A 14,118-nucleotide genomic window follows, 5' to 3' on the forward strand; every position below is an offset into this window, starting at 1 on the left:
GATTCAACCTCTCAAAAAGAATCCGTTGGGAACAGTGCATCGCCGTTGCGGACGAATGCCTGTCCCATGTTGTCCAGCGGATAATGCAGCTGGAGCCAGGCCAGCGCGTCTTTGACGACGGCCACTGCATACGATTGCTGCCACAGCGATTCTTCCACCATGGGCGTCATCTCCGCCAGCAGCACCAGCACCGCAATCACCACAAAACCCCGTGCCAGGCCGAACCCGGCGCCGGCCACCCGGTCCACGCCCCGCAAGCCGATCGACTTGATCACCCTCGTCAACAATTGGGAGAGGATAAATCCGACAATGTGCACCAGCACAAACAAGACCACGAAACTAAGCGCCAAACGCAGACCCTGGTCATTGATCAAGCCGACCAGATACGGCTCCAGAGTCGCCGCCCAGGCAAAGGCCAGCCAGAACGCCGCCACCCATACCAACAGCGACAAGGCTTCGCGCACGAAGCCGCGCCAGATGCCGATCAGTGCGGACGCAAGCATAATCCCCGCAATCAGATAATCAATGCTGCTCATAAGCGCAGCTGCAAAGTCGGCAACGATACAGACGAAAAATCAAAGACCACTCCAGTCTCAACCCGAGGCGCCCGTGGTTGCGAAAGGGGGGGATTTTAACAGAATTGACATCAATCCTGAACCAATGCCTGGTTGCGCGGCGGTCCGAGCAGCATCGGGGATCCGCTTACTGATACTGCATCACCAGGCCGTTCAGCTGGGTCTGTTTATCCACCTTCTTTTTCAATTGGTCCGCCTCGGTGCGTTCCAGTACCGGGCCGACCTTGACACGGTAAATGGTCGCGCCGCCGCTGCGGCCGCGTTCGATGAAGCTGGGGTGGCCGGCGCTGCGCAGCCGGTCACGCAGCTTAAAGGCTTTGGGCTGATCGGAGAAACTGGCCACCTGCACTACCCAGGCGCTGGCGCCCGCGGGCACAACCGGCTTGCTGTCGGCCTCAGGCGCGGCCTTGGCCGTGTCCCGCTTAGGCGTAGATTTAGTTTCGGCTGCACCGGGCTTAGGCGTCGGGGTGGCCGATGCCTGGGCGGGCGGCTCAGGTTGCTCGGGCTCAGGCATTTCCACAATACGCTCGTTGCCGTCGACCTCGGGGTCGACCGGCTCGGACCACACCTCCAAGGGCAACACCTCCATTTGCATGGCATCGGGGGCTTCCGGCATTTCGACCTGCTGCACGGGGTCGGGCTCATCCTGACTGAAATCAAGAATGCTGGGCACCAGGATCAGCGCCAGGGCCAACAACACGATGCCACCGATCAGCCGCTGTTTATGCGCGCTTTCCATCACTTCACCTCTGCCTGATTGGGTCGTGGAAAGCCTGCATTATAATCCTCCGCCAAGGCCGCGGCCACGGTGTAAAAGGAACCGAACACCACCACCCGGTCATGGGGACGCAGGCGTGATTCCAGCGCCCGCAATGCCGCCGCCACATCAGGGTATTGCTCAGATGCGGCGCCGGGCACGGCGCGCTGCAGGATCTCGTCCAACTGCGCGGCTGTGGCGGCGCGCGGCAAGGCCACCGTGGTCAGACACCAATGATCCACCACCCCCGCCATGGCGCTGAACATGGCCTGAATATCCTTGTCCGCCATCACCGCGGTCACGGCGTACACCTCGCCCGGCATAGACCAGGCCGAGAGGCTGGCGGCCAGCGCCTGCGCCGCCTGCGGATTGTGGGCCACATCCAGGATCAAGGGCACCGCCCCCGCCACCACCTGAAAGCGTCCCGGCACCCGCACGTTGGCCAGCCCCTCGCGCACATGGGCCTGGGACACGGGCAGGCGCGCCGCCAACAGTTCAACGACCATCAAGACGGCGGCGGCGTTATCGCGCTGAAAGACGCCGCGTAGCGCCGGCGGTGGCAGGGCGTCGCGGATACGGTCGTTACAGCGCCAGCGCCACTGACTGTCCTGGTCCAGCGCGGAAAAATCCTGCCCCAGGCGATACAGGCGGGCGCCCAGGGCATCGGCCGTCTGCTGCAGACTGGCGGGCGGATCGGGATCGCCGCACACCGCCGGCCGATCCCGGCGCATAACGCCGGCCTTTTCGCGACCGATGCTTTCGCGGTCATCGCCGAGCCAATCGGCATGGTCCAGGGCGATGGGGGTGATCAGGGCGACATCGGCATCGAGCACATTGACCGCGTCCAGACGACCGCCTAAACCGACTTCCAGAATCACCACGTCCGGCGCGGCGGCGGCGAAGATCTCGATGGCGGCCAGGGTGCCGAATTCGAAATAGGTCAGGGAGGTGTGGCCGCGAACCTGGTCAATATGCGCGAATGCGTCCATGAGCGACCGGTCCGCCACCGGCTCGCCGTCGATGCGGATGCGCTCGTTGTAGCGCAACAGATGGGGCGAGGTATAGGCCCCGACGCGGTAACCGGCGGCCAGATAGATGGCCTCCAGCATGGCCACCGAAGAGCCCTTGCCATTGGTGCCGGCGACGGTGATGACCGGGCAGCCAAGCCGTGGGTGATCCAGGCCTTGCAATACCGTGCGCACCCGCTCCAGGCCCAGGTCGATCGCGGACGGATGCAGACCCTCCTGCCAAGACAGCCATTGATCGAGGGTTTGAAAGCGCATTAGCGGAGGCGCCGCGCCCGTTACGCGTTCAGTGTCTGCTTGGTCAATATGGCCAGCACAGCGGCCAGGCGGTTGCGCATCTCCAGGCGGCTGACGATCATATCGACGGCGCCGTGTTCGAGCAGAAACTCACTGCGCTGAAAACCTTCCGGCAGGGTTTCGCGCACGGTCTGTTCGATGACACGCGGCCCGGCGAAACCGATCAGGGCCTTGGGTTCGGCCACGTTGATATCACCGAGCATGGCCAGGCTGGCCGACACACCGCCCATGGTGGGGTCGGTCATTACCGAGACGAAGGGGATGCCCTGCCGACTCAGGCGCGCCAGCACGGCACTGGTCTTGGACATCTGCATCAACGAGAACAAGGCCTCTTGCATGCGCGCGCCGCCGCTGGCGGAAAAGCACACCAGCGGAATACGTTCTTCCAGGCTGATGTTGGCGGCGCGCACGAAACGTTCGCCCACCACCGACCCCATGGAGCCGCCCATGAAACCGAATTCGAAGGCCGCCGCCGTCAGCGGCAGCCCCTTCAGGGTGCCCTTCATGGCCACCAGGGCGTCGTTCTCTTCGGTCTTCTTTTGCGCCTGGGTGAGGCGGTCTTTATAGCGTTTACTGTCGCGAAACTTGAGGATATCGACGGGCTCCAGCTCGGCGCCGATCTCTTCGCGCCCGTCCGGGTCGAGAAACAGATCGAGACGGCGGCGCGCGCCGACGCGGTGATGATGACCGCACTTCATGCAGACATCCATATTGCGCTCCAGCTCGGCGCGATAGAGCACGGCGCCGCAGCCATCGCACTTGGTCCACAGCCCCTCGGGGATGGATTTCTTGCTGCCGCCTTCAGTGCGGATGCGGGACGGTAACAGTTTTTCGAACCAACTCATGTAGTCTTTCCTGTTGTTTCTGTGTTTTGTTTACCACAAAGGACGCGCAGGCGCACGAAGTTAAAATCTTTTTATAATTTTTACCGCAAAGGTCGCGAAGGAACGCCAAGGATTGGGGCCGTTGTTTCTTCCTGAATCACAGCATTTAAAATGAATCCTGCTAATAGACACAGCGATGAATACAAGCCCGATGCTTTGGGCATAGACCATAAAGCTGGCAAACATTGCTTTACTTTGCGTTCCTTCGCGTCCTTTGCGGTTAAATGTGTTTTAAGCTCCCGTGCCTTTTATCAAAAAATCAGTCATCCATCGCCGCGCGCATGTCGCGCAGCAGCTCGCAGACGGCCTCATTGATCTTGTCGGGCTGCTGCGCGTGTTCGGCGACGCGGTTGACCACCGCGCTGCCCACCACGACGGCATCGGCCACCTGCGCCACCCGGGCGGCACTATCGGCATCGCGGATGCCGAAACCGACACCGATGGGCAGGTCGGTATGTTTCCGAATCTGTTCCACCTTGTGCGCCACCGCGTCCACATCCAGGTTGGCGGCACCGGTGACCCCCTTCAGGGAAACATAATATATAAAGCCGCTGGCGACGGCACAGATTTTGGCGATGCGCTCATCGACACTGGTGGGCGCCAACAGGAAGATGGGATCGATGTCGGCCGCGCCCAACACGGCCACCAAATCGCCCGCCTCTTCCGGCGGCATATCCACGGTCAGCAGGCCGTCGACACCTGCCTCGCGGGCGGCCTGGGCGAATGTGTCATAGCCCATGACCTCCACCGGGTTCATGTAGCCCATGAGCACGATGGGCGTTTCCTTATCCTGCTCACGAAACGCCTTCACCATGGCCAGCACGTCGTGCATACCCACATGGTGTTTCAGGGCCCGTTCGCAAGCCTTTTGGATCACCGGGCCCTCGGCCATGGGATCGGAGAACGGCACCCCCAGCTCCAGCAGGTCGGCGCCCGCCGCCACCATGGCGTGCAACAAGGGCACGGTGACCTCGGGATTGGGGTCGCCGGCGGTGACGAAGGGGATCAGCGCCTTGCGCCCGGCCTGTTTCAAGTCGGCAAACCGTTGTGCGATGCGGCTCATACCTTGATGCCCTCCAGCTCGGCGACGGTGTGAATGTCCTTGTCACCGCGCCCCGACAGATTGACCACGATGATCTTGTCCGGCTCCATCTGCGGCGCCAGCTTGGCGGCATAGGCCAGGGCATGGGCCGACTCCAGGGCCGGCATGATGCCCTCGAAGCGGGTCAAATCATGGAAGGCCTGCAGCGCCTCTTGATCGGTGGCGGCGACGTAGGTGGCGCGGCCGCTGTCCTTGAGCCAGGCGTGCTCGGGGCCGACGCCGGGATAATCCAGGCCGGCGGAGACTGAATGGGTCTCGATAATCTGACCGTCGTCGTCTTCCATCAGATAGGTACGATTGCCGTGCAGCACGCCCGGGCGGCCGGCGCACAGCGGCGCGGCGTGACGCGGTGTGTCGATGCCGTCGCCGCCGCCTTCGACGCCGTACATGGCCACCGCCGCGTCGTCGATAAAGGGATAGAACAGGCCGATGGCGTTGGAGCCACCGCCGACGCAGGCCACTAGCGCATCGGGCAGGCGCCCCTCCGCCTCCAGGATCTGCTGGCGCGTCTCGCGGCCGATGATGGCCTGGAAGTCGCGCACCAGGGCCGGATACGGATGGGGCCCGGCCACGGTACCGATGATGTAGAAGGTGTTGTCGACATTGGTGACCCAGTCACGCATGGCCTCGTTGAGGGCGTCTTTGAGCGTCCTGGAGCCCGATGTCACCGGCACCACCTCGGCCCCCAGCAGCTTCATGCGGAAGACATTGATGGCCTGGCGTTTGACGTCCTCGGCACCCATGTAGACCACGCACTCCAGCCCCAGACGGGCGGCCACGGTGGCCGAGGCCACGCCATGCTGACCGGCACCGGTCTCGGCAATGATGCGGGTCTTGCCCAGGTGCTTGGCCAGCAGGGCCTGGCCGATGGTGTTGTTGACCTTGTGGGCGCCGGTGTGATTCAGGTCTTCGCGCTTGAGATAGACCTTGGCGCCACCCAGGATCTCGGTCCAGCGCTTGGCGAAATACAGCGGCGAGGGCCGACCGACGTAATGGGCCAGGTCCTTGTCCAACTCCGCCTGAAAATCGGCATCGTGCTTCATCTGCTCATAGGCCGCGGTCAACTCGGCCAACGGCTCCATCAGGGTCTCCGCCACGAAGCGGCCGCCGTAGGGGCCGAAATGGCCGCTGGCGTCAGGTAGGTTCGCTTTCGACACGTCTCACTTCTCCTATGAATGCCGCCATTTTGGCCGCATCCTTGATTCCTTTGGCCGACTCCACGCCGCCGCTGACATCCACGGCATAGGGCCGGACTTGTTGGATGGCCGCAGCGACATTGGTGGCATTCAAGCCGCCCGCCAGCACGATGGAATGCGCCAGCTGCGGCGGGACCCGTCGCCAATCAAAGCACTCACCGGTGCCGCCGGGCACATCGGGCTGGTAGGCGTCCAGTAACAGACCGCGGGCCCGGCGGTAGCGTTCCATTTCGGCCTGCAGGTCCACCGTTTCACGCATGCGCACGGCCTTCAGCCAGGGGCGGTCAAAACGGGCGCAGAACTCAGGCGTCTCGTCGCCGTGAAACTGGATCATATCCAGGGGCACGCGGGCGAGCACGGTTTCCACCTCGTCCGGGCTCGGATCGACGAACAAGCCCACCGTGGTGACGAAGGGCGGCAAGGCGGCCGTCACCGCCTCGGCCTGCGCCGGCGTCAAGGCCCGCGGACTGTTGGCATAGAACACCAGCCCGATGGCATCGGCCCCCAGGCGCGCCGCCGCGCGGCCGTCCTCGGGCCGGGTGATGCCGCAGATTTTGATGCGCGTGCGCATGAATGTCGCTGCCGTCCAAAAAGGGGAGAATCTTACCAGATTTTCGAGGCTTGGGCCTGCCTGCGCTCACTTGTGGGCGCGCAGCCAACGGACAATATCGTTCGCCCCCAACGCCCCCGCTTGGCGCGCCGCCTCGCGGCCGCCGCGAAACAGCACCAGGGTGGGAATGCTGCGAATGCCGAATTGGGCGGCCAATCCCTGCTCGGCCTCGCTATTGACCTTGGCCAGACGCACCTGCGGCTCCAGCTGCAGGGCGGCCTGGGCAAAGGCCGGCCCCATGATCTTGCACGGTCCGCACCACGGCGCCCAAAAATCCACCAGTACCGGAATGTCGTTGCCGCCGATGTGTTTGGAGAAAGTCGCCGCAGTCAAGTCCAGGGGTTGACCGGCAAACAAGCTTTGATGACAACCGCCGCACTGAGGGTGTTGTTGTAAACGCTCAGTAGGCACGCGGTTCACCGCGTTACAATGGGGACAGACGATGTGCAGATGCTCACTCACCGGGATTCAATTTTAAGTCGCATGCACACGCGGCAACGTGCCGCCACTAGCCTGACGTTTTTTTCGCATCCTCGGCCGTGCCCGCTTGGTGGCGCCACTTGGCATAGCAATCCAGGCCGCAAAAATGGGCCACATACTCATTCGCCTCGGCGCTCTTGGCCTCCGAGAGCGGCACCTCTTTCATGCACACCTCACACTTGACCGAGTCTTGCTTGCTTTTGAGGGAATCGTTCATCTGGTACCTCCGAGCTTCACACGAATAAATGCACGTTTGTTAATTTAAGTTTAGTACGAATTTTATGAGACGCCCGCCCGGAACAAAAGAAGGCCGCCTTGCGGCGGCCTTTCTTCTTGCTTTGCGAGGGTTCCTGCCCGACCAGGAGGGGAGGGGGAGGAGTAGGACAGAAACCCTACCAGCGCAAACCCGGGGTATTAACGCGAATGCTGCAAACGGGCGTCACCTACGGCGATGTACACCGCCAAACCGGTCAGCAATGCCAATGAAGCGATTTGAATATAGGCCCATGCCATATGTTCTAACCTCCATTTTGATTGTGTGATTACCCTTACAACTTGTATGACTACAGTCTATACGTGATTTAGAGTTTTGCAAGGGATTTTTTAAAAAAATTCTCGGCGAGTCGCACCGGCTTACCAGAGGGCGGCGGAGCCGTCGATCTGGGGCAATGGAAACTGCTGCGGATAAGTCACGCGGGTGAGATAAAGCCCGGCGGGCGGCGCGGTCACGCCCCCCAGGGTACGGTCGCAGTGAGTCAGCACCTCAGCCGCCCACTCCACCGGTCGCTCTTCGGCGCCGATGGCCATGAGCACGCCAGCGATATTGCGCACCATGTGGTGCAGGAAGGCGTTGGCCTCGATATCGATAAAGATCAACTCGCCCTTGCGGCTTACATCCAGGTCATACACGGTGCGCACCGGGCTTTTGGCCTGACAGCCCATGGCGCGATAGGAGGTGAAATCGTGCTCCCCCAACAGCAGGCGGCCCGCCGCCGCCATGCGCGCCTCGTCCAGGGGGCGGAAATTCCAGGCGGTGCGCCGTGCCAGAAAGGTGGGGCGCACGTTACGATTGTAAATGACATAACGATAGCGGCGCCGCAGGGCACTGAAACGGGCGTGGAACTCCTCGCTGACCGGCGTCGCCCACAGGATCACCACCTCCTTGGGCAGGTTGGCGTTGGCGCCGAACACCCAGGAACGCATACTGCGCGAGACCTCGGTATCGAAGTGGATCACCTGTTCGGTGGCATGCACCCCGGTGTCGGTACGCCCGGCGCAAATCACCCGCAGCGGCGCGTCGGCCACCTTGGCCAGGGCCCGCTCGACCGCCGCCTGCACCGAGGGCGAATGATCCTGAAACTGCCAGCCGCAAAAGGCGCTGCCGTCGTACTCCACACCCAGGGCGATGCGCATCATGGAGATTCCTGCCTAAACATGGCCCGCCATTTTACCCCTATCCGTGGGTTCTGAAATAAAAACGCCGGGCAGGGTCCGGCGCTTGGCAGAAATGAAATACAAAACTAGTCGGCCACCGGTCTGACGCGCCAGCTCTGATTCTTGTTGGCCACATATTCGCCGCCGTGGATGAAATGAATAATCATGGCGCGGGGATTGAAGCCGGCCGCTTCGGTGTCGGTCCAGAAACCCGATTCCGGGGTGTAGGGAAACACGTCCAGATTGATGGCGGGCTTGAAGCACTGTGTCTCGACAATGCTTTGCAGCTCCGCCGCCGTGGGCAGACGCCAGTCGCTGCGCCCGCCGCGCTTAGCACGGTTCAGCTCTTCGATGGCGCGCTGCGCCGAGTGCCAGTCATAGGTCAGGGTCTGGCCCGTGCAACTGGCCCCGTCCCAGCGCATGCCCAGACCGCAGCGTAGCCAGGTCAGACCGGTCTTGCTGTCCGTGACCGTCTCGCCGTTGCCTTGTTTGAAGCGACTCGTCGGGGCGCTGGCGACCTTGTCGTCATCACATGTCTGTGCCATGGCCGGCACGCTCAGCATTGCCGCCAAGGCGGCTGTCAATAAGGTTCTCACCGTGTATTCTCCCATCCAGCGCACCGCCCGGCCACGCAGCCCCGGGCGCCAATCACAAACTGAACAAATCGAGGGGCGGATTTTAGCCTATTCCTCGCTACGCCGCATGTCCCGCCGGGACGGGCCCTACTGGTCGGCGATCAGCCGGATGCGCCAGGTCTGGTTCTTGTTGGCGATGTACTGCTTGCCGTTAAGGAAGTGGACCAACCAGGTCCTGGGTTGTACCCCTGCGACCGCAGAATCGGTCCAAAATCCGGATTCCGGCGAATAGGGAAACACCTCCAGATCGATGGCCGGCTTGAAGCAGCGTGTTTCGACGATGCTGCTCAACTCCACCACGCTGGGCAGACGCCAGTCGCTGCGGCCGGCCGTGTTCTTGGAATTCAGCTCGGCGATGACGATCAGCGCTTCACGAAAGGTATAGCTCAGGCTCTTGCCGGCGCAGGAGCCACCGTCCCAGCGCATGCCCACCGGACACCTGAGCCAAACATTGCCGCTGCGGGCGTCTTTAATGGTGCCGTCGTCACCGGCCTCGAAGCGGCTCATGGGGGCACTGGCCGGTTTGCTCTCGTCGCACGTCTGTGCCACTGCGGGCAGAGACAGACTGCCGACCAGCACCGCAATGAACACGCTTCTCAAATACATCACGTCACGTTCTCCTAAACACCCCTGAGCGGGAGGTCCGCGGACCTGCCATCGAAACTTGGCGATGTCAGAGCTTCGCACTCAGATATTCCCGCACAGTTTGAGAGGTCATTGTAACAAGGCCGGGATCGAGCGTCGAGAATCCGCCCAGAAATGGCATAATGCGGAAAACCCATCCCATCCCTTGGAGTATTTAGTGGATCACCTGACCATTACCCGCCCGGACGACTGGCACCTGCATCTGCGCGACGGCGCCGCCCTGGCCACCACCGTGCCCCACGCCGCCGCCCAGTTCGGCCGCGCCATCGTCATGCCCAATCTGCGCCCGCCGGTCACCAGCACCGAGATGGCCCTGGCCTACCGCGCGCGCATCCTGGCGGCCTGCCCGCCGGGCAGTGATTTCAATCCCCTGATGACCCTCTATCTGACCGACGACACCGCGCCGCAGGAAATCCGCCGCGCCAAGGCCAGCGGCCACATCCACGGCGTCAAGCTCTATCCGGCCGGCGCCACTACCAACTCGGATTCCGGCGTTACCGATCTGGAGCAGGTCTATGACACCCTGGCGGTCATGGCGGAGGAAGGCATGCCGCTACAGGTCCACGGCGAGGTCACCAGGCCGGATATCGACATCTTCGATCGCGAAAAGGTCTTCATCGAACAGACGCTGGCACCGCTGATCGACCGCTTTCCCGAGCTGCGCATCGTCTTCGAGCACATCACCACCAAGGACGCGGCCGACTTCGTGCTCTACGCCGGCGAGCACGTCGCCGCCACCATCACCGCCCATCACCTCTTGCTCAACCGCAACGACATGCTGGTGGGCGGCATCCGCCCGCACCACTTCTGCCTGCCGGTACTGAAGCGTGAACAGCACCGTCAAGCACTGTTGGACGTGGCCACCAGCGGTAATCCCAAGTTCTTCCTCGGCACCGACAGCGCCCCGCACCCCAAGGGTGCCAAGGAAAGCGCATGCGGCTGCGCCGGTATCTACACCGCCTTCGCCGCTATCGAATTTTATGCCGAGGCCTTCGAGGCCGCCGGCGCCCTGGGCAAGCTGGACGGCTTCGCCGGGCGTTACGGAGCGCAGTTCTACGGCCTGCCGGTGAGTAAACAGACCCTGTCCTTGGCGCGCCGCGAATGGGCCGTGCCCAAGGCCTTCGCCTTCGACGAAGACGTGGTAATCCCGCTGCGCGCCGGCGGCGCCTTGCACTGGCAATTGCTCAATAACGAAGAAACACATGTTGCCTGAACGGCCATCCACCCCCACAACCGAAAGCACTGAATCGATCTGATGTCTGTAACCAAACCAAGAATCGCTAACCGCTTCCGCGGTTTCCTGCCCGTCGTCATCGACGTGGAGACCGGGGGCTTCAACGCCGCCACCGACGCCCTGCTGGAACTCGCCGCCGTCATGATCGATATGGACGAGGACGGCATGCTCTACCGCGCCCATACCCACGCCTGCCATGTGGCGCCCTTCCCCGGCGCCAATTTGGAACAATCCGCGCTGGCCTTCAACGGCATCGATCCGCACCACCCGTTTCGGGCCGCGCTGGCGGAGAAAGAGGCACTGGAACAGGTGTTTCAACCCATCCGCGCCGAGATCAAACGCACCGAATGCAGCCGCGCCATCCTGGTCGGCCACAATCCGTTTTTCGATCTGGGTTTCGTCAAGGCGGCGGTGGAACGCACCCAGGTCAAAAATCCCTTTCACGCCTTCAGCAGCTTCGATACCGCCACCCTTGGGGCGCTGGCCTATGGCCAGACAGTGTTGGCGCGCGCGGTGCAGGCCGCCGACATCGAATGGGATCAGAGCCAGGCCCACTCGGCCATCTATGACGCGGAGAAGACCGCCGACCTGTTCTGTACCGTAATCAACGCCTGGCAGGAATTGCAGTCACTGTAGGGCGCACCATAATATTTCCGCGACTCGCGACCCGGTGCGTGAGTCGGGTTCGGTTTAAGCGTCAGACTGATGGTGCGCCGTGCGCACCCTACGCCCGCCCCGGCAACACCACATCCACCCTAAATCCGCCCAAGTCCTCGGACTGCCCAAATACCAAGCTGCCCTGGTAGTGCTCGACAATATCGCGCACGATGGCCAGGCCCAGGCCGTGACCGGCGGTGCCCTCGTCCAGGCGGCGGCCGCGCTGGTCCAGTTGCTGGCGCAGTTCGGGCGCACAGCCCGGACCGTCATCCTCCACCGTCACCGTTAGACCGGCACGGTCGGGAACCGTGACGCGCACGCGCCGGCGCGCCCATTTGCAGGCGTTGTCCAGCAGGTTACCGAACAACTCCAACATGTCCTCGCGGTCGCCGGCAAAGGTCTTGTGCTGGGGGATGCGCAGTTCGAATTCGAGCCCGCGTTCGCTGTAGATCTGCCTCAGAATGTCGACCAGGCCGTCGAATTCGCGCCCGGGGTCGAAGCTCAAGCCCGGTGTCGAGATGCCGGCCAGACGCGCCCGCTTGAGTTGGCGATCAATAATCTGGCGCATGGCGCCGGTCTGTTCCTGCAGCCGACGCGCCAATTGCGGATTTTGCCGTACCACCTCTTCGTCTTCCAGGCGCACCAGCACCGTCAAGGGCGTCTTCAGGGCATGGGCCAGGTTGCCGAGGGCGGAACGAGAGCGTTCCAACCTATCCTGCATCACCTGTAACAGCCGGTTGAACTCCTTGACCAGCGGATGCACTTCGCTGGGCACGGCTTCGCGCAGGCGGGTGATCTCGCCCAGTTCCAAACGCTTCACATCCTCGATCACCAGGCCCAAAGGACGCAGACTGCGCTTGGCGAGCAAGGCCAGCAACAGCATCACCAGCACCATCAGCACCACACTGACAAGGGCATAGCGCTGGCCGAAGTCATGCAACTGCTGCAACAGCGGCGTCATATTCTCGGCCACGACGATACGCAACGGGTGCCCCTGCTTGGAGAACTCGCGCACGATCAAGAGCAACCACTGATCGTTGGGGCCGGACACATACTGGGGCTCGCCGCGCGCTGCATAGACGGGAAAATCCTCGTCCCAGAGCGAGCGCGAACGCAGTTGTTGTGTGCCGCTTTGGACCAGATAGTAGTGCCCGGAAAAAGGCATGTGATAAATGGCCTCGTCGCGCTGGGTATCAAAGTGAACACGCCCGTCGGACGTAAACGCGATGCGTGCCAGCAGGCTGTCGGCATCGTGTTCCAGGCGCGACACGACATAGTCCTGGGTGAGGGTGCGCACCGCCGTATTGACCACCCACCACTGCAGCACAAACACGGCCACCAGCCCCAGGCCTAAGCCGAGCCCGAGGCGAGCAAGCAGTGACTTCACGCCTGATCCGCCTCGAACACGTAACCCTGGCCGCGCTTGGTTTGGATCAGCGCCTTGCCCAGCTTTTGGCGCAGCCGATTGACATAGACCTCGATGACATTGCTGTCCTTGTCGGAGTCGTAATCGTAGACGTGTTCGGTCAACACGGATTTGGACAGAATGCGACCGGGATGGAGCATGAAATAACGCAACAGGCGGAACTCGGTGCCCGTCAACGGGAATACCTCGCCGGCAGCGGTGGTGACGCTCTGCGTGTGCTCGTCCAGCTGCAGATGTCCGACCTTGAGCTGATCACCGCCGGTCTGGGCCTTGAGACGCCTGACCACGGCCTGCATGCGCGCCAGCAACTCCTCCACATGAAACGGCTTGGCCAGATAATCGTCGGCACCGGCCTTGAAGCCGTCCACCTTTTCGTGCCAGGCATCACGGGCGGTCAGAATCACCACCGGCACCTTGTTACCGGCGGCGCGCCAGTGGTGCAGCACCTCGAGGCCTGAGCGTTGCGGCAGCCCCAGGTCGAGCACCACCAGGTCGTAGTCTTCTTGCTCGCCCATGAATTCGGCGTCGACGCCGTTATCGATCAAATCCACGGCGAAGCCCGCCTTGGCGAGGTCATGCTTAAGCTGCCCGCCCAGCGCCGGATCATCCTCGACCAGCAATACCCTCATGACTAATGCTCCGTCTCACCCTGTTTTTCCCGCAGGAATCGACCATCGCCGGCATCGTAATAGTACTCGTGCACGGCGCCCTGCTCGTCGACGAACTCGACCTCGTAGACGTATACGCCGTGCTCGCGCTCCAGCTCGATCTCGATAACCCTGCCGCCATGCCGGCCGCGGGCGTCCTCCAGAATCATTTCCAGCGGTACGATATTACCGGCATCACGCAGCCGTTTGGCCGCGTCGTGATCCCCTTCCGAGGCCGCCGCGACGAGACTGCCCAAACAGCACAACAGGCCGAATATAGCCAGTGCCGCTTTCATACTCGACACGTCATGCCCTCGAGTGCGCCACACCGCGGCGCCTGCCGGCAGCGTAAAACAAAATATTTCATGCTTCACCTCCAATCGTGCGTGGTAAAAGCGTAGCGGGCAAACATAAATTAAAACTGAAACAGCGGCCCTGGCGAATAGGTCTTTCCGTCCCGGTCATAAAACGCAAAAAGCCGCCCCTTGCGGAGCGGCTACGTTACAGTGCCTAC

17 protein-coding genes are annotated in these 14,118 nt (G+C 62.3%); 2 read left to right on the forward strand and 15 right to left on the reverse strand.

What is annotated here, in order from left to right:
* Positions 1-11: 11 nt before the first annotated feature.
* The 12 genes from Tel_13345 to Tel_13400 all read right to left on the reverse strand — a co-directional run bounded on the left by Tel_13345 (position 12) and on the right by Tel_13400 (position 9,601).
* Entirely contained in the window at positions 12-536 is a 525-nt protein-coding gene (locus tag Tel_13345) for a hypothetical protein (GenBank protein ID ALP54035.1), read from the reverse strand.
* A 166-nt stretch (positions 537-702) separates the two neighbouring features.
* Entirely contained in the window at positions 703-1,314 is a 612-nt protein-coding gene (locus tag Tel_13350) for a hypothetical protein (protein ALP54036.1), read from the reverse strand.
* Positions 1,314-2,615 (reverse strand): hypothetical protein, encoded by a 1,302-nt coding sequence (locus Tel_13355; protein ALP54037.1) that lies wholly within the window; start codon positions 2,613-2,615, stop codon positions 1,314-1,316. The genes Tel_13350 and Tel_13355 overlap by 1 nt, the downstream gene beginning before the upstream one ends.
* A 20-nt stretch (positions 2,616-2,635) precedes the next feature.
* Positions 2,636-3,499 (reverse strand): hypothetical protein, encoded by an 864-nt coding sequence (locus tag Tel_13360; GenBank protein ID ALP54038.1) that lies wholly within the window; start codon positions 3,497-3,499, stop codon positions 2,636-2,638.
* A 298-nt stretch (positions 3,500-3,797) separates the two neighbouring features.
* Positions 3,798-4,601, reverse strand: coding sequence for a tryptophan synthase subunit alpha (locus Tel_13365; protein ID ALP54039.1), 804 nt, complete (start codon positions 4,599-4,601; stop codon positions 3,798-3,800).
* Positions 4,598-5,797 carry a tryptophan synthase subunit beta gene (locus Tel_13370; protein ALP54040.1) on the reverse strand — a complete coding sequence of 400 codons (1,200 nt, stop codon included), beginning with the start codon at positions 5,795-5,797 and terminating at the stop codon, positions 4,598-4,600. Before Tel_13370 ends, Tel_13365 begins: the two co-directional genes overlap by 4 nt.
* Positions 5,775-6,407 carry an N-(5'-phosphoribosyl)anthranilate isomerase gene (locus Tel_13375; protein ALP54041.1) on the reverse strand — a complete coding sequence of 211 codons (633 nt, stop codon included), beginning with the start codon at positions 6,405-6,407 and terminating at the stop codon, positions 5,775-5,777. The genes Tel_13370 and Tel_13375 overlap by 23 nt, the downstream gene beginning before the upstream one ends.
* A gap of 66 nt (positions 6,408-6,473) precedes the next feature.
* Positions 6,474-6,908, reverse strand: a complete 435-nt coding sequence (locus Tel_13380; protein ALP54042.1) for a thioredoxin — start codon at positions 6,906-6,908, stop codon at positions 6,474-6,476.
* Positions 6,909-6,954: 46 nt separating this feature from the next.
* Positions 6,955-7,143 (reverse strand): hypothetical protein, encoded by a 189-nt coding sequence (locus tag Tel_13385; protein ALP54043.1) that lies wholly within the window; start codon positions 7,141-7,143, stop codon positions 6,955-6,957.
* A gap of 416 nt (positions 7,144-7,559) precedes the next feature.
* Positions 7,560-8,342, reverse strand: a complete 783-nt coding sequence (locus Tel_13390; protein ID ALP54044.1) for a hypothetical protein — start codon at positions 8,340-8,342, stop codon at positions 7,560-7,562.
* A 104-nt stretch (positions 8,343-8,446) separates the two neighbouring features.
* On the reverse strand, positions 8,447-8,923 hold the full coding sequence (locus tag Tel_13395; protein ALP54045.1) for a hypothetical protein: 477 nt from the start codon (positions 8,921-8,923) through the stop codon (positions 8,447-8,449).
* A 159-nt stretch (positions 8,924-9,082) separates the two neighbouring features.
* A complete protein-coding gene (locus tag Tel_13400; GenBank protein ALP54046.1) occupies positions 9,083-9,601 on the reverse strand; it encodes a hypothetical protein in 519 nt (172 codons plus the stop codon).
* A gap of 196 nt (positions 9,602-9,797) precedes the next feature.
* Between Tel_13400 and Tel_13405 the strand changes: the two genes are divergently transcribed.
* Positions 9,798-10,853: a dihydroorotase gene (locus Tel_13405; GenBank protein ID ALP54047.1), complete on the forward strand. Its 1,056-nt coding sequence runs from the start codon at positions 9,798-9,800 to the stop codon at positions 10,851-10,853.
* A 42-nt stretch (positions 10,854-10,895) separates the two neighbouring features.
* The gene (locus Tel_13410) at positions 10,896-11,510 is read left to right on the forward strand and encodes a ribonuclease T (protein ID ALP54048.1); all 615 of its coding nucleotides are present in this window, start codon (positions 10,896-10,898) and stop codon (positions 11,508-11,510) included.
* 88 nt (positions 11,511-11,598) lie between these two features.
* Here Tel_13410 and Tel_13415 read toward each other — a convergent pair whose 3' ends face one another.
* The 3 genes from Tel_13415 to Tel_13425 are packed head-to-tail and all read right to left on the reverse strand — an operon-like array spanning position 11,599 to position 13,900.
* On the reverse strand, positions 11,599-12,918 hold the full coding sequence (locus Tel_13415; protein ALP54049.1) for a hypothetical protein: 1,320 nt from the start codon (positions 12,916-12,918) through the stop codon (positions 11,599-11,601).
* Positions 12,915-13,586, reverse strand: a complete 672-nt coding sequence (locus Tel_13420) for a two-component system response regulator (GenBank protein ID ALP54050.1) — start codon at positions 13,584-13,586, stop codon at positions 12,915-12,917. The genes Tel_13415 and Tel_13420 overlap by 4 nt, the downstream gene beginning before the upstream one ends.
* Positions 13,587-13,588: 2 nt before the next feature.
* On the reverse strand, positions 13,589-13,900 hold the full coding sequence (locus Tel_13425) for a hypothetical protein (GenBank protein ID ALP54051.1): 312 nt from the start codon (positions 13,898-13,900) through the stop codon (positions 13,589-13,591).
* Positions 13,901-14,118 lie beyond the last annotated feature (218 nt).

Origin of the sequence: Candidatus Tenderia electrophaga, assembly GCA_001447805.1 — a bacterium.
In the GTDB taxonomy this organism is placed as follows: Bacteria; Pseudomonadota; Gammaproteobacteria; order Tenderiales; family Tenderiaceae; genus Tenderia; species Tenderia electrophaga.